The following is a 19056-nucleotide window of genomic DNA, read 5'->3' on the forward strand; positions in this document are numbered from 1 at the left end:
CAGCGCGCGCGATGAACCGCTAAAGTAGCGCATCCCCAACGACGAAGGTTTCGCTCCCATGTACCTAGGCATCGACCTCGGCACGTCCGAAGTGAAAGTTCTGCTGCTCGCCTCCGACGGCCGCGTGATCGGCACCGCAGGCTCGCCGTTCACCGTTTCGCGTCCGCACCAGCGCTGGGCCGAGCAGAATCCCGAAGACTGGTGGGCCGGCACGCGCACGGCGCTCGCCGCGTTGCGCGCGCGTCATCCCGACGAATTCGCGCAGATTCGCGGCATCGGCCTGTCGGGGCAGATGCACGGCGCGGTGCTGCTCGACGCGGAAAACCGCGTGCTGCGGCCCGCGATCCTGTGGAACGACATGCGCAGCGACAAGGAGTGCGCGGAGCTGACCAAGCGCGCGCCGGAACTGCACAGCGTCGCCGGCAATCTGGCGATGCCCGGTTTCACGGCGCCGAAGCTGCTGTGGGTCGCGCGTCACGAGCCGGAGATTTTCGCGAGGACTGCCTGCGTGCTGCTGCCGAAAGACTATCTGCGCCTGCAACTGACGGGCGGCAAGGTGTCCGATCCATCGGACGCGGCCGGCACATTGTGGCTCGACGTCGCGAAACGCGATTGGTCCGATTCGCTGCTCGCTGCCTGCAACATGACGCGCGCGCAGATGCCGGCGCTGCGCGAAGGCAGCGCGCCGGCCGGCACGCTGCTGCCGGAACTCGCGCGCGAATTCGGCCTGCGCGACGACGTGATCGTCGCGGCCGGCGGCGGCGACAACGCGACCAGCGCGATCGGCATCGGCGCGACGCAACCGGGCGACGGCTTCGTGTCGTTGGGCACCTCGGGCGTGCTGTGCGTGGTCGGCGACAGCTTCCGCCCGAACCCGGCCTCCGCCGTGCACGCGTTCTGTCATGCGATCCCGGACCGCTGGCATCAGATGAGCGTGGTGCTGTCGGCGGCGAGCTGTTTGCGCTGGGTCTGCAAGCTGACGTCGACCGACGAGCCGACGCTGCTCGCCGAAATCGAGGCGCTGCCCGCCGAGGCCTTGACCACCGCGCCGCTCTTTTTGCCCTATCTGTCGGGCGAGCGCACGCCGCACAACGACCCCTATGCGCAAGGCGTATTCTTCGGCATGACTCACGCAACCGACCGCGCGCTGCTCGGCTACGCGGTGCTCGAAGGCGTGACGCTCGCGCTGACCGACGGCCTCGACGCGCTGCGCGCGGCCGGCACCGAGGCGAAGGTGTTGTCGCTGCTCGGCGGCGGCGCACGCAGCGACTACTGGGCCCAGTTGCTCGCCGATGCGCTCGACACCGTCACCGTCAAGCACGGCGGCGGCGAAACCGGCGCGGCGCTCGGCGCGGCGCGTCTCGGCTGGCTCGCCGCCGGTGGCGAGCCGGCCACCGTGCTGACCAAGCCGCCTGTCGAAAAGGAGTTCACACCGAATCCGCGCCGCCACGCGCAATTGCGCACGCGGCTCGAAGCGTATCGCGCGCTGTATCGCCACGTACGGCCGCTGTTCGATCCCGCGCGCGCACCGCTCGCCTGAGCGTCAACCGCGGCCGGCCCGCGCGACAGACGCGCCGCCGGCCGCTATCATCGGCGCACTTCAACCGAAACCTCATCGTGCCCAGGTCCACAGAAAAACTCGATCTCGCCACACGCGCCGCGTGGCTCTATTACGTCGCGGGCAATACCCAGAACGAAATCGCCGAGAAGCTGCAGGTATCGCGGCCGGTCGCGCAGCGGCTCGTCGCGCTCGCGGTCGAAAAGAACCTGATCCGCGTGCGGGTCGATCACAAGCTCGCTGATTGCCTGTCGCTCGCCGATCAGTTGTCGAAGCGCTATGGCCTCAGCCTATGCGAGATCGTGCCGATCGACGGCGATACGCCCGAGGAAGTCGACCGCAAGCTTGCGGTGGCCGGCGCGCAGGTAATGGAACGCTATCTGAGCGAGGAAAAGCCGATGGTCGTCGCGGTCAGCAGCGGCCGCACCCTGAAGGCCGCGGTCGATCAGATCGCGCAGCTAGACCGTCCGCAGCATCGGCTGGTATCGATGGTCGGCGCGATCGCGCAGGACGGCTCCTCGAACCGTTACGACGTCGCGCTGCACATTTCGGAAAAGACCGGGGGCAAGTATTTTCTGCTGCCCGCGCCGCTGCTCGCCGACAGCGAGGCCGAGCGCGCGCAGTGGTGCAATCACCGTCTCTATCGGATCGTCGAATCGCTGTCGGCGCAGGCCGATGTCGCGTTCGTCGGCATCGGCAACATTGGGATGACCTGTCCGTTGCACGAGGACGGCTTCATCACGGAAGGCGAGGTGAAGGAGTTGATGCAGAACGGCGCGGTCGCCGAAATGCTCGGCCTGCCGATCGATGCGGCCGGCGCGCACGTCGAATCGCCGACCGGCCGACGCGTGACGAGCATCGCGCTCGACACGCCGCCACGCCGGCCGACCATCGGCTTCGCGGGCGGGCTGCGCAAGCGCGAGGCGCTGATCGCGGTGCTCAAGGGGGGGTGGTTGTCGGGGCTCGTGACCGACGAGGTGTGTGCGCGGGCGGCGTTGGAGGCGTGAAACGGTGCCCGCAGTGGATAAGTTGACTGGTTTCATGACTTAACTGAAGACGTCAAATTAATCTTCATCTTCAAGCCAGATACAGAAATATCGCCCATCCCCACTACTTATCACAATACCTGAGTCAAAGGTCGAGCCCGTAAGACCATTCCACGAATCCGATGACGGTGATTCCTTGTTCGAAAAATACCTACTTTCTTTTGATTCATTTTCAGAAATTATTTTTTCAGCAAGCTCTTCCGCTTTACTCCTGCCCATGCATTCACAATCATAAGCCTGCCCTTTCCATAGCAGGTTCGCGAGAATAGCAATGGCCCCGGCTCTATCATGGCGCACAAGCATCGCCTCATCTTGAGTCAGGCCGAATTTGGACAGTACCAGGGACAGGTCATTTGAATAGTCCAGTACATTGGAAATTCTAACCATCGTTGGGCCTCTCGCCGCGAGGATATCCGCGATTAAACTCATTTTCACCTCCCAAATTAGGTATCCAGATAAGCGGTGAGAATATAGTATGGCATTCCATTGTATGCCTGATGCCGAAGAATAACAGTGACCTTGCTCGAACTTATCAAGTTTTCTGATTTTTTGAACAAGGTGTAGCCGACATTTTTCCCGACATCTTTCTTTAAAGCCAAATCTCGTGATGGTGAAGCAACCCACGACTTTATCGCAATGGGGTTCGCCTGCATCGTCTCCGAGATGGCCCATTCCGCCGCAGCAATATTCGCAAATGACGAGACCCGATCTCGCCACGGTTCCTTCAACAATCTCTCTGACAATTGTGCCTCAGTGCGCCCCACATGTTTCAGCAGCGTGTGCCCGCCAATCCCGCTGCCCGCCTTCGCTTCGTGCATCATCAAGTTGATCCGGCCCAATGTGATCTCGGACGCCCGCACTGCCTTGATCGATCCCGCCACGCCTGCCGACACTGCGATATCGAGCGACAGGCCGATATTGTTGGCCATGTCGGGGCTGGCCTTCATAGTTTCGGCCAACTTCGCCGTACCGCGTTGGATCAGCGTGGAGGAATCTCGCCCGGTCCAAACCTGTCGCAGACCTGCTGCTGCGGTATCCGAGCCATGCACGCCAAACACAATGCACCCGGCCTTGCTTGCCATCGTCGGCTCTGGCAGCACGCATAACGCACCCGCGCCGACCATTTCCAATACTCCGCCGACAACCTGCAAACCGCCCCATAAACGGTTCGAAAGCATCTCAGTCTGGCTAATCGACTGACGAACCAGAACGGCCGCCATTTGCGGGGCGCTCAGTACGACGCGGACGCCGTCTGACTCATTCACCTGTGACATGCAAAAAGTCCCCTTCTCTTTTTTCTCGGACTTTCACATTAACCGGTGGATTCACTGTCCGGCTATGGGCGAAGGATGATTCGGAGAGAAGGGGAAAGTCTGGTGTAGCGGCCCGCTGGAGTGATGCAGGACAGGATATGACCGGAAAATCGCGGCGTGCGTGATGTTGCGCCTGGTCCGGCCCGATGCAGAACAGGCACCGTGCATCGGGCTACGGAAAATTCGGAGTCGTCCGAATCTTGAGAGACGGTCAGCACGGCAGCATCGGAACCCCATAAAGACATAAGAGGGTTTCGATATGCCCGGTGCTGATAACGCCGAGGGAGTGAAGGTCGTACTGAGTGCTCCGCAACTCGCGGCCGTGCTATCCCGCCAGTCGATCAGCCAGACGGAGATGCTTTCCAACCGGCTTTGGGGCGGGTTGCAGGTCGTCGGCGGCGTGCTGGAAATGGTTGGTGCGGGTGCGCTGTGCGTCTTGCCCGACCCGACGATGGCGAGCAAAGCCGGGTGTGTCGTGTTCGGAGTACATGGTTCGGACTCGGCGGCGGCGGGCCTGCGGCAGGTCTGGACTGGTCAGGACACGGTCACGCTGACCCAGCAGGGCACGACGAAACTCGCTGAAGCGATGAAGGCGAGCCCCGACATGGCGAACAATATCGGCCTGTCCCTCGATATCGCCGTGCCATTCGGCTTTGCTGGCTCGATCAGGGCGGCACGCGCTGCGCGCGTCACGATGGGCCGGGTTAACCTGCAAATGCACGAGGCAAAAGCGGGCAGCCGGATCGGTGGACATACGCTTTTGAAACATGTCGGGAGGACTGAAGCGCAGTTGCGGGAGAGGCTCAGGCTGGAGCCGGAAAAGAAAGTAGTTTCGTCTTTCGTAAATCTTGAGGAGGCGGAGTGGGCTATACCGGAAACAATGCGCGCAAATGCCTTGCAGATTCACGCATGGACAAAAGCAGCACCAAATCGGGTTTTGACGCTGAGAAAGGACGTTGCAAGAAAAGTTGGATACGCATTGGTCAGGAAGACCGACAGGTTGGTAGATAGCAGTAAAGTGGAGGTTGTTTTGAAGTACGGGGCGTATAACGGGATGCCATACTACATCCTCACAGCTATGCTCGATAAGTGATTGGTGGGTATTGATGCATGAAATATTACGATCTGGGGCAATTGATCCTTGGCTACTTCAATGAAGATTTCGACTACTGGGGAAACACAATTGAAGAGTTGGTCCGGGCTTGTGCAAGCGGATGCACGCCAGACATGATCAACGCGACGGTGGCCGACATAGACCGGTTCAAGAGCGATCATGCGGGAAATCTTGACGCGGCCTTCGAGGAGGAATTTGGCTACCAGTGCGATCCGACGGCGTGGGAGCGGACCACTGAGGCTTTCCTTGACAAGCTTAAGCGTCTTCTTCTGAGTGAGTAGCCTGCGCTTCCTCGCACCGGAGGGCTCCCCGCCGTCCGGTAGGTTTTCCGCGCTTTCATTTCACCTGGCAACCCAAAGCGCCTAACGCCCTCTAGCGACAGCGCTTTGCGTGCGCCTCACGCACCGCCAAGGCGCGCCAACGCGCGTGCGGGCTCGCCGCCCGCCATCCTGAAAGCGCAAACCTTGCCCGCAACAGACGGCGCGTGCGCCGCCTGCTCCTGCAATCCGTCATCGCGCGATCACGCCGCCAGCACCTCAACAATCTTGCGCTGGAACGCCTTGCCTTCGCTATCAAACAGATGGCAATGCTCGGGCGTCGCGCCCAGCTTCTGCGTATTGCCCTTCGCATGCCGTTCGAGCGGCGGAATCCGCGCGATCAAACCCTCGGGCGCGACGCTCGACTCCGCGTACAGATACGCGGCATCGCCGAGCGATTCGACCGTCATCGTGCGTGCCTCGATACCATCCTCGGTCGTGCTGACGTGCAGATGCTCGGGGCGGATGCCGACCGTCACCTTGTCGCCCTGCTTGGCCGCGCCCGGCTCGACCAACACGCGCTGCGTCTCGCCGGTCTCGTAACGCACCGAGACGCCGTCATGCGACACCGACTGCACGACGCCTTCCATGAAGTTCATCTTCGGCGAGCCGATGAAGCCGGCGACGAAGCGATTCGCCGGCGCGTGATACAGCATCGTCGGACTGCCGACCTGCTCCAGATTGCCCGCCGACAACACGACGATCTTGTCGGCCAAAGTCATCGCCTCGACCTGGTCGTGCGTCACGTAGATCATCGTCGTCTTCAGCTCGTCGTGCAGGCGCGCGAACTCGAGGCGCATCTTCACGCGCAGCGCGGCGTCGAGATTCGACAGCGGCTCGTCGAACAGAAACACCTTCGGCTTGCGCGTGATCGCGCGGCCGATCGCGACGCGCTGACGCTGGCCACCCGACAGCTGCTTCGGCTTGCGATCGAGCAGATGGTCGATGTGCAGGATCTTCGCCGCGTTGCGCACGGCTGAGTCGATCTCCGGCTTCTTCGCGCCGGCGAGCTTCAGGCCGAACGCCATGTTGTCGTACAGCGTCATGTGCGGATACAGCGCGTACGACTGGAACACCATCGCGATGCCGCGCTTGGCCGGCGGCACGTCGTTCATGCGCACGGCGTCGATGTTCAGATCGCCGCCCGTGATGTCCTCGAGGCCCGCGATCATCCGCATCAGGGTCGATTTGCCGCAACCGCTCGGCCCGACGAACACGACGAACTCGCCATCGGCGATGTCGAGATTGATGTCGCGCATCACTTCGTTTTCGTCGTAGGCCTTTCTGATGTTGCGCAAGGTTACGCTTGCCATGATGTGTCTCCGTGTAATGCTGTTCGATGCTGCTCGTTACTTCATGCTGCTACCTGATGCCGTGTCGTGTCGCGTGCATTCGTGCGCTCATGGCGCCGCGGCCGTCGCGGAGAGCGTCCATTGCGCGACGAGGTCGGGCAACTGCCGCATGTCCTCGAACACATGACGCGCGCCCGCCGCGTGCAATCGATCGATCTGCGCATCGCTCGCATGACCGCCGCCGATAAACCCCAGCACCGCCATGCCCGCCGTGGCCGCCGCCGTGACGCCGGTCACGCTGTCCTCGACGACGAGGCACGCACCCGGCGCGAGCCCGAAGCCTTGCGCCGCCGCCAGGTACACGTCCGGCGCGGGCTTCGGATTCGGCACCGCATCGGCGCAGAACAGCCGCTCGCCGAAGAAACGCTTCAGGCCCGTGCGCGCCAGCACCGTCTCGACGTAGGGCCGGAAGCTATTGCTCGCGCAGCCTTTGACGAGCGGCACCTGGGTCAGCGCCATCTCGATGCCGTCGACGGCGGGCGCCTCGATCGCCGCCGCTTCGACCGCGCGGCGGATCGCATCGATATCGTCGGCGCCGAGCTGTTTGCCGAGCTGAGTCGCGGTGTCCTGCAACACGCGCTCGATGCGCAGCCCGAGCAGCGGCAGCACGACCGGCGCGGCGTCGATGCCGGGCCAGCGCGCCTCGAGTTCGCGCACCAGCATGCGCGCGGCCACCGCTTCGCTGTCGATCAGCACGCCGTCGCAATCGCAGATCAACGCATAGCGCACGATGCCCGGGCCAGCCGTCATTTGACGGCCCCGAACGTGAGCCCGCGCACCAACTGCTTCTGCGACAGCCAGCCGACGATCAGGATCGGCGCGACCGCCAGCAACGAAGCGGCCGACAACTTGGCCCAGAACAAACCTTCAGGACTCGAATACGACGCGATGAACACGGTCAGCGGCGCCGCGTTCGAGCTCGACAGGTTGATGCTCCAGAACGCCTCGTTCCACGACAGGATCACGAGCAACAGCGCGGTCGACGCGAGCCCGGGCAGCGCCATCGGCATCAGCAGATAGACGATCTCCTGCCACGTCGCCGCGCCGTCGATGCGCCCGGCTTCGAGAATGTCGCGCGGAATCTCGGCGAAGTAGGTGAACGCCATCCAGACCGCGATCGGCAGATTGATCAGCGTGTAGACAATGATCAGGCCCGACACGGTATCCAGAAGGCCGGTGTTTTTCCACAGCAGATAGATCGGCACCAGCACGCCGACCGACGGCATCATCTTCGTCGACAGCATCCACAGCAGCACTTTCTGCGTGCGGCGCGTCGGGAAGAACGCCATCGCGTACGCGCACGGCACCGCGAGGATCAGGCACAGGAGTGTGACGCCGACCGAGATCAGTATCGAGTTCCACGCGAACGCGAAGTAGTTGCTGCGCGCGAACACCTCGCGGAAGCTGTCGAGCGTCGGCACGAAAAACAGCGACGACGCATAGGCCTGCTGCTCGGTCTTGAACGCGGTGATCGTCATCCAGAAGATCGGGAAGAACAGCAGCAGCGCGACGAGCCACGCGATCACGCCGGGAATGCCGCGACGAATCGTGTCGAACGGCGATTTGGTCGGCACCGCGACCGGCTGCGTCGTCGATGCCGTAGTGGAGGCAACGTGGCTCATTTTTCGTACTCCCCTTTCAGGTTCTTCGCGAGCATCCGCACGAGGAAGATCGACACGATGTTGGCCAGCACGACCGCGAGAATACCGCCCGCCGAGGCGAGACCGACGTCGAACTGTTGCAGGCCCAGCGCGAAGATCAGGTACGACAGGGTGGTGGTCGCGTTGCCCGGACCGCCGCCCGTGGTCGTATAGATCTCGGCGAAGATCGACAGCAGGAAAATCGTCTCCATCATCACGACGACCGCGATCGCACGTCGCAGGTGCGGCAGCGTGATGTAGAAGAACATCGAGAACGGACCGGCGCCGTCGATCTTCGCGGCTTCCTTCTGCTCCTGATCGAGCGACTGGATCGACGTGAACAGGATCAGGAACGCGAACGGCAGCCACTGCCACGCGACGATCATGATCACCGCGGTGAGCGGATAGTCGGCGAACCAGTCGATCGGCTGCATGCCGAGCGCGCGCATGCCCTGCGCGACGAGGCCGTACACCGGGTGCAGGATCATGTTCTTCCAGATCAGCGCGCTGACAGTCGGCATCACGAAGAACGGGCCGATCGCGAGCAGGCGGGCCACACCCTGCCCGTAGAACTTGCGGTCGAACAGGATCGCCATCAGCACGCCGCCGCCCACGGTGATCACGAGCACCCATACGATCAGCTCGATCGTATGCGCGATCGACGGACCGAACGACGGATCGGTCGCGAGATAGCGGTAGTTGTCGAGACCTGCGAAGCCGCGCAGATCGGGATTGAGCAGGTTGTAGTGCGAGAACGAGAACCAGATCGTCATCGCGAGCGGAATGACCATCCACAGCACGAGCACGCCGACCGACGGCGCCACGAGCCAGCGGGCCGAATTGGCCTTACGCTCCTCGCGTTCTTTTTCTGTCTGGGGATGGGTTTGCATCAGAGGTAGGCGCAAAGGACGCATGATGGACCACCTGTTCGGTAACGCGCGGAGCGTTCGCCGGAGCCGCGTATGTGCGACGCGGCGTGCCGTGCCTGACTGGCGCACGACACGCGCTGCATCGCATCGGGCGCAGACGAACGGCCGCCCTGCTGCATGAGCCGCATCGGTCGATGCGGCGGGCCTGCCGGGTTACTTCTGATAACCCGCCTGCTTGACCGCGCGATTCGCGGCCGCGTTGCCGGCCTCGAGTGCCTGGTCGACCGTCATCTGACCGGCGATCGCGCCGGAGATGCTCTGCCCGACCACCGTGCCGAACGACTGGAATTCGGGAATTCCGACGAACTGCACACCCGTGTACGGGACCGGCTTCAAGGTCGGATGATCCGGGTCGGCGGTCTGGATCGCCTTTAGCACGAAGTCGCCGAACGGCGCGGCCTGCTTGTACTCGGGGCGCGCGTAGGTGGACTCGCGCGTGCCCGGCGGCACCGAGGCCCAGCCCTCATCCTTCGCGACCATTTCAATGTACTCCTTCGAGGTCGACCACTCGATGAACTTCTTCGCCGCATCTTGCTGCTTCGACGACTTCGGAATCGCGAGCGCCCACGCCCACAGCCAGTGCGAGCCCTTCGGCGTGACCTCGATCGGCGCGGCCGCGAAGCCGACCTTGTCGGCGATCTGCGACTGCTGCTTGTTGTACAGCATGCCGGCCGCGACCGTCGCGTCGATCCACATCGCGCACTTGCCCGACGACATCAGCGTCAGGTTTTCGTTGAAGCCGTTCGAGCTCGCTCCCGGAGGACCGTCCTTCCTCAGCAGATCGACGTAGAACGTTATCGCCTTCTTCCATTCCGGCGACGTCAACTGCGCGTGCCACTTCTCGTCGAACCAACGGCCGCCGAAGGTGTTCACGACCGTCGTGGCGTACGCCATGTTCTCGCCCCAGCCCGCCTTGCCGCGCAGGCAGATGCCGTATTGCTCCTTGGACTTGTCGGTGAGCTTGTCGGCGAATTGGGCGATCTGGTCGTAGGTCGGCTGGTCGGGCATCTTCAGACCGGCCTTGTCGAACAGATCCTTGCGGTAATAGGTCATCGAGCTTTCGACGTAGAACGGCAGCGCGTACAGCTGGCCGTTCGCGGACAGGCCGTCGCGGGCCGTCTTCACGACGTCGTTGAGGTCATAGCTCGCCGGCAGGTTGGTGATCGGCGCGAGCCAGCCGCGCTTGCCCCATTGCGGGGTTTCATACGCGCCGATCGTCATTACGTCGAACTGGCCGCTGCCGGTCGTGATGTCGGTCGTCGCGCGCTGACGCAGCACGTTTTCCTCGAGGATCACCCAGTTCAGCTTGATGTCCGGATTCGCTTTTTCGAATGCGGGCGACAGCTTCTTCAACTCGATCATGTCCGGATTGTTCAGCGTCGCGATCGTCACCGTCGCCGCCGATGCGCTCAGCGCGAAGCAGGTGGCCGCGCCGGCACCGGCCGCCTTCAGCGCGAATTTGAAAGCTGGTTTCATCGTTGTCTCCTTTCTCGTACGTTATGTGATGCTGCGTTCGTTTGACGGAATGACGCGCCGCGCAGAGCAGTCAACGTGCCCGCTCCCTGCTCTTTATTCAGCTCATCCAGTTGCCGCCGTCGACGTTCAGCGTCTGCGCGGTGATGTAGTCGGCATCGGCCGACGCGAGGAACAGCGCGGCGCCGGTCAGGTCGTCGGGCACGCCCATGCGGCCGAGCGGCACGGCCTCGCCGACGAGGCGCTTCTTCTCGCCGAGCGGCCGGTTCTCGTAGCGCGCGAACAGCGCGTCGACCTCGTTCCACATCGGCGTGTCGACGACGCCCGGCGCGATGCCGTTCACATTGATCTTATGCGGCGCGAGCGCGAGCGCCGCGGACTGCGTATAGCTCAACACCGCCGCCTTGGTCGCGCAGTAGTGCGACACGAGCGCCTCGCCGCGCCGCCCGGCCTGCGACGACATGTTGATGATCTTGCCGCCGCGGCCCTGCTCGACCATCTGCCGCGCGACCGCCTGCATCAGGAAGAACATGCCCTTCACGTTGACCGCGAACAGGCGGTCGAACACGTCCCAGGATTCGTCGAGGAGCGGGCGCATGTCGAACAGCGCCGCATTATTGAACAGGATGTCGATCTGGCCGAAGCAGCCGAGCGTGCTCGTGACGATGCGCTCGATGTCCTCGCGGCGCCGGACGTCGGCGCTGACGCTTAACACGCGCTCGCCGTAGATGCCGCGCAGCGCGCCGCCGATGCTGTCGCTCGGCTTCACGTCGACCAGCACGCAGCGCGCGCCCTCGTCGAGATAGCGCAGGGCTACCGCTTCACCGATACCGCTGGCCGCGCCCGTCAGAATGGCGACTTTGTCCTGCAATCGTGCCACTGCCTGTCTCCGCTTCGTTTTTACATTTTGGCGCGCAGTGAGCGAACGCTCATCACGCGAACAATTGCTCGGCTAGTGATCGAATGATCGGATACGGACCGGATCATGTCAAGGCACGCGGACGAATTTCGATGGTGCAGCGCGGCAGGAGCAAGCCCATTGCGCCATGGGTCGCCACGACGCGTTCGCTGCGTGCCGCCGTGCGAAGATTCGCACCGCTGACAAAAAATCGCGCTACGTTATATCATTTCGACCTTGCAGCCCGCTCGGGGGCCGCCATGTCAGGAGATTCACGCCGATGACTACCTCGCTCGCCGAACAGCACGCCATGCGGCTCGCGCATGCGGACGCGCACGCCGCGGCGCAGGGGCTCGCGCTGACGCCGCTGCGCCGCCAGGTGTACGCGGCGATCGTCGCGAGCGAGCGGCCGGTCGGCGCGTACGAGTTGCTCGACGCGCTCGCCCCCGAGCGCGGTCGCATGCCGCCGACCACCGTCTATCGCGCGCTCGACTTCCTCGTCGCGCACGGCTTCGTGCACCGGATCGAATCGAAGAACGCGTTCGTCGCCTGCTGCGAAATCGGCGTGCCGCATCGCAGCCAGTTCCTGATGTGCGACGGTTGCGGCGCGACCGTCGAGATTCCCGGCGACGAGCTCGCCGACCGCCTGTCGCACAGCGCACCCGCGCATGGCTTCGAGGTGCATCGTCAGGTGATCGAGCTAAGTGGACTGTGCGGGCCATGTGCGCGAGCGGCGAAGCCTGACGGCGCCGGCGGCGCAGCAGGCAATTCGTCGTGATCAGAGGCGCGGCGCCGCGCTAAGCGCCACCCCGTGCCACCCCGTATTTGGCCTTGCCACCGCGAGTGGCTGATTCAACTCTCACCCAGCAGGAAACAACGATGAAAACAATCGGTTCGATGTTGTCCAGAGCGCACCGCGCGCTGAAGCGTTCGACGTCTGTGCGCACCCATCTGTGCACCTGCCTGCTCGCGATCGCGGCGCTCGGCTTCGGCCACAACGCGTTCGCCGCCGACGCGAAAATTCCGGTCGTCGCCGCGGAGAACTTTTATGGCGACGTGGTCCGGCAACTCGGCGGCGATCGCGTCGACGTGACCAGCATCCTCAGCAACCCGGACCAGGACCCGCATCTGTTCGAAGCGAGCCCGGCCACCGCGCGCGCGTTGCAGCATGCGAGCCTCGTCGTCTACAACGGCGCCGACTACGATCCGTGGATGGTGAAGCTGCTGGCCGCGTCGAAAGGCGCGCATCGCACGGTGATCATCGCGGCCGACCTCGTCGGCAAAAAAGGCGGCGACAATCCGCACCTGTGGTACGACCCGGCGACGATGCCGAAAGTCGCGCGCGCGGTCTGCGACGCACTCGGCGCTGCTGACCCGGCGCACAAGCCGGCGTACGATGCGAACCTCGCGAAGTTTCTCGATTCGCTGAAGCCGATCGACGCGAAGGTCGCCGAGCTGCACGGCCGCTATGCGGGCTTGCCGGTCACGGCGACGGAGCCGGTGTTCGGCTATATGTCTGACGCGATTGGCCTCGCCATGCGCAACCAGCGCTTCCAGCTCGCCACGATGAACGACACCGAAGCGAGCGCGGCCGATATCGCCGCGTTTGAACGCGATCTGCGCGAGCGGCGCGTGCGCGTGCTGATCTATAACAGCCAGGCCACCGAGGCGCTGACCAAACGCATGCTGAAGCTCGCGCAACAATCGAAGGTACCGACGATGAGCGTCACCGAAACCCTGCCGGCCGGCAAGACCTATCAGACGTGGATGCTGACGCAGCTCGATGCGTTGCAGAAAGCGCTCGCGGCGGGTGACACGAACGGCGCGATCGGCGCGACCAGCGCGAGCGCGAAAGGCAAGGCTCCATGATTCCGACTGGCCATCAAACGCCAGCAGGTGCGCAATCAGGCGCACCCACCGCGCGCGGCGACCGGCCCGTGCTCGAACTCGACAACGTGACGCTCGATCTGGGCGGCCGCACGATCCTGCGCGACACCAGCTTCGTCGTGAACCAGGGCGAGTTCATCGGCGTACTCGGGCCCAACGGCGCGGGCAAGACGACGCTGATGCGCGCGGTGCTCGGCCTCGTGCCGGCCGTGGGCGGCGCGATCCGCGTGCTCGGGCAGACGGTCGAGCGCGGCAACGCGTCGATCGGCTATATGCCGCAGACGCGCAGCGCGCTCGCCGGCCGTCGCGTGCGCGGCCGCGATCTGGTCGCGATGGCAGCCGATGGTCATCGCTGGGGCTTGCCGCATGCGGATGCAAAAACGCGCGCGGACGTCGATCGGGTGCTCGAGCTCGTCGGCGGGACGACTCTGTCGAAGCGGCCACTGTCGGAGTTGTCGGGCGGCGAACGGCAGCGGCTCCTGCTCGCGCAATGCCTGCTCGGCAATCCGAAACTGCTGCTGCTCGATGAACCGTTGATCAGTCTCGATCCGCATCACCAGAAGAGCGTCGTCGAACTGGTGCGGCGCGTGCAGCAGGAGCTCGGCATCGCGGTGCTGTTCTCCGCGCACGAACTCAATCCGCTGCTGAACTCGATCGATCGCGTGCTGTATCTCGGCAGCGGCGTCGCGGCGCTCGGCACCGTCGACGAAGTGATCACGCGGCCGGTGCTGTCGCGTCTGTACGGCTCGCCGATCGACGTGATGCGCGTGAACGGCCGCATCTTCGTGATGTCGGGGGGCGTCGAAGTCGAGAAGCACGATCACGATCACGAACACGACGAGGACGGCGGACATACGCATTCGCACAGCCACTCACACAGTTACCCAGACCCGCACGACTCACGCGACGGACACACGCACGATGTTTGAATACGATTTCATGGTGAACGCATTCGCGGCCTCGGGGATCGTCGCGGTGCTGGCCGGCGTGGTCGGCTATTTTCTCGTGATGCGCGGACAGACGTTCGCGGGCCACGCGCTGTCGCACGTCGGCTTCACCGGCGCGACCGGCGCGGTGCTGATCGGCATCCCGCCTATCTGGGGGATGATCGGCTTCACGCTCGCGGCCGGTGTGGGCATGGGCGCGCTCGGCGAGCGGCTCGCCGGCCGCGACGTCGCGATCGGCGTAATCCTTTCCTTGTCGCTCGGCTTTGGGCTGCTGTTTCTGCATTTCTTCACCGCCTACGCGACGCAGGTGACGGCGCTGCTGTTCGGCAACGTGCTCGGCGTCAATGCAGCGACGCTCGGTGTGCTCGCGGCGTTGGGCGTCGTCAGTCTGGCCGCGCTCGCGGCCATCATGCGGCCGCTGCTGTTCGCGTCGCTGCAACCGGAGCTGGCCGAAGCGAAGGGCGTGTCGCTGCGCCGCGTGTCGGTGCTGTTTCTCGCGATCGCCGCGCTGGCCGTCGCCGCTTGCACGCAGATCGTCGGCGTGCTGCTCGTGTTCACGCTGATGGTGGGGCCGGCCGCCGCCGCGCAGAACCTGAGCACGCGGCTGTCGACGGGTCTCGTGCTCGCGGCCGTGTTCGCGCTCGCGCAGGCGTGGCTCGGGCTGACGCTCGCGTTCTATACCGATTGCCCGACGAGCTTCTGGATCACCGCGCTGTCGGCGCTGGTGTATGGCGGGAGTCTGTTGAAGCGGCATTGAGCGGCGCTTACGCCGATCAAATGAAAAAACGGCGGCACATGAAGTGCCGCCGTTTTTTTTGCCCCGCGTTTTACAACGTTGTTCAGCCGAGCAACGCCTTCGCGTGATGCGCGAGATGATCCTCGACGAACGTCGAGATGAAGTAGTAGCCGTGGTCGTAACCCGCATGCCGGCGCAACGTCAGTGGCTGACCCGCGGCCTTGCACGCCGCTTCGAACACGTCGGGATTGAGCTGTCTGGGCAGGAACTGATCCGCGAGCCCCTGATCGACGAGAATCCCTTCCGCGAACTTGTGCGTCGCGTGCGAAACCAGCTCGCTCGCGTCGTACTGCTTCCACGCTTCACGGTTCTCGCCGAGATAACCGCTAAACGCCTTCTCGCCCCACGGACAAAGCATCGGCGCCGCGATCGGCGCGAACGCCGACACCGACCGATAAATGTCCGGATTGCGCAGCGCGAGCATCAGCGCGCCGTGCCCGCCCATCGAATGACCGAAGATGCCGAGACGCGCGCCATCGATCGGCAGGTTCGCAAGCGCCGTTTCGCGCAGCTCGTCGCGCACGTACGAGTACATGCGGTAGTTCCGCGCCCACGGCTCCGCGGTCGCGTCGACATAAAAGCCCGCGCCGACGCCGAAGTCCCACGCATCGCTCTCGCCTGGCACGCCCGCGCCGCGAGGGCTCGTATCCGGCGCGATCAGCGCGATGCCGTGCCGGGCCGCGAAGCGCTGCGCGCCGGCCTTGATCGCGAACGTCTCTTCGGTGCAGGTCAGCCCCGCGAGGTAGAACAGCGCGGGCACCTTCGCATTGCCCCGCAACGCCTGCGGCGGCAGATAGACCGAGAAGCGCATCGGCAGACCGATGGTGCGCGACTCGTGCCGGTAAAAGCGCTGCTCGCCGCCGTGGCAGCCGTGCGACGATAGTAGTTCGAGCATCGCGACGCTCCTCGCTTAGTAGAGCACGACCGAGCGGATCGACTCGCCCTTCTTCATCAGCTCGAAGCCCTCGTTGATGCGCTCGAGCGGCAGACGGTGCGTAATCAGATCGTCGATATTGATCTTGCCTTCCATGTACCAGTCGACGATCTTCGGCACGTCGGTGCGGCCTCGCGCGCCGCCGAACGCCGAGCCCTTCCACTCGCGGCCCGTCACCAGCTGGAACGGCCGCGTGCTGATCTCCTCGCCCGCCGCCGCGACGCCGATGATGAACGACTGCCCCCAACCCTTGTGCGTGCATTCGAGCGCCTGGCGCATCACCTTCACGTTGCCGATGCATTCGAACGAGTAGTCGGCGCCGCCGTCCGTCAGCTGCACGATGTGATCGACGACGTTCTCGACTTCGTTCGGGTTGATGAAGTGCGTCATGCCGAACTTCTTCGCGAGCTCGACGCGGCCCGGGTTGAGATCGACACCGATGATCTTGTCCGCGCCGACCATCTTCGCGCCTTGAATCACGTTCAGCCCGATACCGCCGAGCCCGAACACCACCACGTTCGCACCCGCCTCGACCTTCGCCGAATACACGACCGCGCCAACGCCGGTCGTCACGCCGCAGCCGATGTAGCAGATCTTGTCGAACGGTGCGTCTTCACGCACCTTCGCGACCGCGATCTCCGGCACGACGATGTAGTTCGAGAACGTCGACGTCCCCATGTAGTGAAACAGCGGCTTGCCATCGAGCGAGAAGCGCGAGGTCGCGTCGGGCATCAGACCTTTGCCCTGCGTCGCGCGGATCGCCTGGCAGAGATTCGTTTTGCGCGACAGGCAGAACTTGCACTGACGGCATTCGGGCGTGTAGAGCGGAATCACGTGATCGCCCTTCTTCAGCGCGCCGACGCCCGGCCCGACATCGACGATCACGCCCGCGCCTTCGTGGCCGAGAATCGCCGGGAAGATGCCTTCGGGATCGGCGCCCGACAGCGTGTAGTAGTCGGTGTGGCAGATGCCCGTCGCCTTCACTTCGATCAGGACTTCACCGGCGCGCGGACCTTCGAGATCGACTTCCTCGATCGTCAACGGGGCGCCGGCTTTCCATGCGATTGCTGCTTTGGTCTTCATCGTCAATGCTCCTGTGAGTCCGTGAGTGCGTGAATGCGAAATGGCACCGCGTGCCGGCGACTGCGTGGCGCGCGAAAAGCGTCATGGTATTGCATAGTGCGTGAAGGCTGCCTCGCCGATGGCTGCGCTCGGCACCGTGTTCAACGCCGTCGCTGTCACTTCGCTTCGCCCGGCGCGCGACCACCGAACCACGGCTCGACCCGGCCATACAGATCGACGAAGCGCGCATAGCGTTCAGCAAGCGCCGCATCGCCTCGTGGACCCGCGACGCGCGTCGCGCCCGGCGCGAGCGCGGCGAGATCGCGCGTCTGCCAGTGGCCGCACGCGAGACCGCCGAGGATCGCCGCGCCGCGCGGCGCCGCGTTCGGGCAATCGACCGCATGCAGGTCGACGTCGAGCGCATCGGCGAGCAGTTGTCGCCAGCGCGCATCGACGGAGCCGCCGCCCGCGAGCTTGAGCGCCGTCACCGGCGCGCCGCTCGCGCGAATCGCGTCGAGCCCCGCGCGCAACGAGAACGCGACGCCCTCGAACGCGGCACGCATCATCGCGCCGCGCGTATGCTCGAGCGACAAACCGAGCCAGCCGCCGCGCGCCTGCGGGTTCAGCCACGGTGTGCGCTCGCCCGTCAGGTACGGCAGGAAGCTCAGCGTCGACGCCGCATCGGCGGCGGCATGAGCGCTTGCATCAGCCGCATCGTCAAATGCCTCTCGGTAAGCCTCCGCCCACCGAAACGACAGCCACCCGCGCACCCGCTCCAGCGCGATGCCGACGTTCTGCATCGCCGCCATCCGATACCAGTGATCGCTCGCCGCGCGATAGCGATGCAAGCCCTTCAGCGGCGCAGGCTCGTCGTTCGCGAGCACGACGATCTGTCCGCCGGTGCCGGTCGTCAGCAGCGCGTCGCCGTCACGCACGAGTCCGCTGCCGAGCGCCGCGCACGGCGTATCCGCGGCGCCGGTTGCGAGCACGATACCGGCCCGTAAGCCAAGTGCCTGCGCGGCCTGCGGCGACAGCGCGCCCGCCGCCGCATACGACGGCGCCAGAGGCGCGAACCACTCAGACGGAATCTCGAGGCGTTGCAGCAGCGCCGTGTCCCACGCGCCGGCGGGATCGGCGAGCGCGGTCGCGCATGCGTCGGACGCATCGGTCACGCACGCGCCGCCGAGCGCGACGCGCAGCCAGTCCTTCGGCTGCAGCGCCCAGCGCGTGCGGCGCGCGGCATCCGGTTCTTGCAGCACGAGCCAGCGCAGCAGCGGTCCGGCCATGCCGGGCGCGACCGGATTCGGTTGCGGCTCGGGCCACGCGTCGAGCATGGCGAGCGCGCGCGAGTCCGGCCACAGCATGGCGCGCCGCACCGCTGCGCCGTTTGCATCGAGCAGCACGACGCCGTGCATCTGGCCAGAGAAGCCAATCGCGCGCACGCCCTCACGCAGCTCGCGCGGCAGGCCCGCCATCGCATGGACGAGCGCGTTCCACCAGGTCTCGACGTCGATTTCGGCCCAACCCGCGTGCGGCGTAACGAGCGCATAAGCGACGCTCGATACCGCCTGCTCGCGTCCATGTTCGTCGACGATTGCCGCTTTCAGGGAGCCGGTGCCGAGGTCGATGCCGAGAAAACTCATGAGCGCAGGGACGTTGAAACGAGGTGAAGAAGGAGCCAGCGAGACTGGCGACGAAGTGGGAAAGCGAAGCTCAAAGGCGAAGCTGCACAGACGCCGCGAACGTTGAACAAACGGCTCGGAAAACACGCGAAAAAAAACCATTCGCGG

At 64.5% G+C, this 19056-nt stretch carries 19 protein-coding genes; 8 read left to right on the forward strand and 11 right to left on the reverse strand.

The window, feature by feature from the left end:
• Nucleotides 1–58 precede the first annotated feature (58 nt).
• Both xylB and OKW27_RS25740 read left to right on the forward strand, forming a co-directional pair.
• Complete coding sequence (gene xylB, locus OKW27_RS25735; RefSeq protein WP_429335256.1) at nucleotides 59–1540, forward strand: xylulokinase; 1482 nt, start codon at nucleotides 59–61, stop codon at nucleotides 1538–1540.
• Between the two features lie 77 nt (nucleotides 1541–1617).
• Nucleotides 1618–2565, forward strand: a complete 948-nt coding sequence (locus tag OKW27_RS25740) for a sugar-binding transcriptional regulator (protein ID WP_429335257.1) — start codon at nucleotides 1618–1620, stop codon at nucleotides 2563–2565.
• 57 nt (nucleotides 2566–2622) lie between these two features.
• Here the strand turns inward: OKW27_RS25740 and OKW27_RS25745 are convergent, their stop codons facing one another.
• Together OKW27_RS25745 and OKW27_RS25750 are read right to left on the reverse strand one after the other, a co-directional pair.
• The gene (locus OKW27_RS25745) at nucleotides 2623–3033 is read right to left on the reverse strand and encodes a hypothetical protein (protein WP_429335258.1); all 411 of its coding nucleotides are present in this window, start codon (nucleotides 3031–3033) and stop codon (nucleotides 2623–2625) included.
• A 14-nt stretch (nucleotides 3034–3047) separates the two neighbouring features.
• On the reverse strand, nucleotides 3048–3878 hold the full coding sequence (locus OKW27_RS25750) for an RNase A-like domain-containing protein (protein ID WP_429335259.1): 831 nt from the start codon (nucleotides 3876–3878) through the stop codon (nucleotides 3048–3050).
• Nucleotides 3879–4176: 298 nt separating this feature from the next.
• Here OKW27_RS25750 and OKW27_RS25755 point away from each other — a divergent pair, with 298 nt between their 5' ends.
• Nucleotides 4177–5010 carry an RNase A-like domain-containing protein gene (locus OKW27_RS25755; RefSeq protein ID WP_429335260.1) on the forward strand — a complete coding sequence of 278 codons (834 nt, stop codon included), beginning with the start codon at nucleotides 4177–4179 and terminating at the stop codon, nucleotides 5008–5010.
• A gap of 17 nt (nucleotides 5011–5027) precedes the next feature.
• Entirely contained in the window at nucleotides 5028–5312 is a 285-nt protein-coding gene (locus OKW27_RS25760; protein WP_090801677.1) for a contact-dependent growth inhibition system immunity protein, read from the forward strand.
• A 239-nt stretch (nucleotides 5313–5551) separates the two neighbouring features.
• Here OKW27_RS25760 and OKW27_RS25765 read toward each other — a convergent pair whose 3' ends face one another.
• The 6 genes from OKW27_RS25765 to OKW27_RS25790 all read right to left on the reverse strand — a co-directional run bounded on the left by OKW27_RS25765 (nucleotide 5552) and on the right by OKW27_RS25790 (nucleotide 11622).
• Nucleotides 5552–6661, reverse strand: a complete 1110-nt coding sequence (locus OKW27_RS25765; RefSeq protein ID WP_090801678.1) for an ABC transporter ATP-binding protein — start codon at nucleotides 6659–6661, stop codon at nucleotides 5552–5554.
• A gap of 87 nt (nucleotides 6662–6748) precedes the next feature.
• Nucleotides 6749–7450, reverse strand: a complete 702-nt coding sequence (locus OKW27_RS25770) for an HAD family hydrolase (RefSeq protein ID WP_187609898.1) — start codon at nucleotides 7448–7450, stop codon at nucleotides 6749–6751.
• The gene (locus OKW27_RS25775; RefSeq protein WP_090801681.1) at nucleotides 7447–8322 is read right to left on the reverse strand and encodes a carbohydrate ABC transporter permease; all 876 of its coding nucleotides are present in this window, start codon (nucleotides 8320–8322) and stop codon (nucleotides 7447–7449) included. Before OKW27_RS25775 ends, OKW27_RS25770 begins: the two co-directional genes overlap by 4 nt.
• Entirely contained in the window at nucleotides 8319–9254 is a 936-nt protein-coding gene (locus OKW27_RS25780; protein WP_090801682.1) for a carbohydrate ABC transporter permease, read from the reverse strand. The genes OKW27_RS25775 and OKW27_RS25780 overlap by 4 nt, the downstream gene beginning before the upstream one ends.
• A gap of 168 nt (nucleotides 9255–9422) precedes the next feature.
• On the reverse strand, nucleotides 9423–10745 hold the full coding sequence (locus tag OKW27_RS25785) for an ABC transporter substrate-binding protein (RefSeq protein WP_090801684.1): 1323 nt from the start codon (nucleotides 10743–10745) through the stop codon (nucleotides 9423–9425).
• A 97-nt stretch (nucleotides 10746–10842) separates the two neighbouring features.
• Nucleotides 10843–11622: an L-iditol 2-dehydrogenase gene (locus OKW27_RS25790; protein ID WP_429335261.1), complete on the reverse strand. Its 780-nt coding sequence runs from the start codon at nucleotides 11620–11622 to the stop codon at nucleotides 10843–10845.
• A 298-nt stretch (nucleotides 11623–11920) separates the two neighbouring features.
• Here OKW27_RS25790 and OKW27_RS25795 point away from each other — a divergent pair, with 298 nt between their 5' ends.
• The 4 genes from OKW27_RS25795 to OKW27_RS25810 all read left to right on the forward strand — a co-directional run bounded on the left by OKW27_RS25795 (nucleotide 11921) and on the right by OKW27_RS25810 (nucleotide 15231).
• A complete protein-coding gene (locus OKW27_RS25795; protein WP_090801688.1) occupies nucleotides 11921–12418 on the forward strand; it encodes a Fur family transcriptional regulator in 498 nt (165 codons plus the stop codon).
• Between the two features lie 101 nt (nucleotides 12419–12519).
• Nucleotides 12520–13509, forward strand: a complete 990-nt coding sequence (locus OKW27_RS25800) for a metal ABC transporter solute-binding protein (RefSeq protein WP_429335262.1) — start codon at nucleotides 12520–12522, stop codon at nucleotides 13507–13509.
• Complete coding sequence (locus OKW27_RS25805) at nucleotides 13506–14456, forward strand: ABC transporter ATP-binding protein (RefSeq protein ID WP_429335263.1); 951 nt, start codon at nucleotides 13506–13508, stop codon at nucleotides 14454–14456. The genes OKW27_RS25800 and OKW27_RS25805 overlap by 4 nt, the downstream gene beginning before the upstream one ends.
• Nucleotides 14449–15231 carry a metal ABC transporter permease gene (locus OKW27_RS25810; protein ID WP_429335264.1) on the forward strand — a complete coding sequence of 261 codons (783 nt, stop codon included), beginning with the start codon at nucleotides 14449–14451 and terminating at the stop codon, nucleotides 15229–15231. Before OKW27_RS25805 ends, OKW27_RS25810 begins: the two co-directional genes overlap by 8 nt.
• 82 nt (nucleotides 15232–15313) lie before the next feature.
• Here OKW27_RS25810 and fghA read toward each other — a convergent pair whose 3' ends face one another.
• The 3 genes from fghA to OKW27_RS25825 form a co-directional block, all read right to left on the reverse strand.
• Nucleotides 15314–16165 (reverse strand): S-formylglutathione hydrolase, encoded by an 852-nt coding sequence (gene fghA, locus OKW27_RS25815; protein ID WP_429335265.1) that lies wholly within the window; start codon nucleotides 16163–16165, stop codon nucleotides 15314–15316.
• A gap of 15 nt (nucleotides 16166–16180) precedes the next feature.
• A complete protein-coding gene (locus tag OKW27_RS25820; RefSeq protein ID WP_429335266.1) occupies nucleotides 16181–17287 on the reverse strand; it encodes an S-(hydroxymethyl)glutathione dehydrogenase/class III alcohol dehydrogenase in 1107 nt (368 codons plus the stop codon).
• 155 nt (nucleotides 17288–17442) lie between these two features.
• Entirely contained in the window at nucleotides 17443–18909 is a 1467-nt protein-coding gene (locus tag OKW27_RS25825) for a xylulokinase (protein WP_429335267.1), read from the reverse strand.
• Nucleotides 18910–19056: the final 147 nt, after the last annotated feature.

This window comes from Paraburkholderia sp. 35.1 (genome assembly GCF_050436525.1).
GTDB lineage: Bacteria > Pseudomonadota > Gammaproteobacteria > Burkholderiales > Burkholderiaceae > Paraburkholderia > Paraburkholderia tuberum.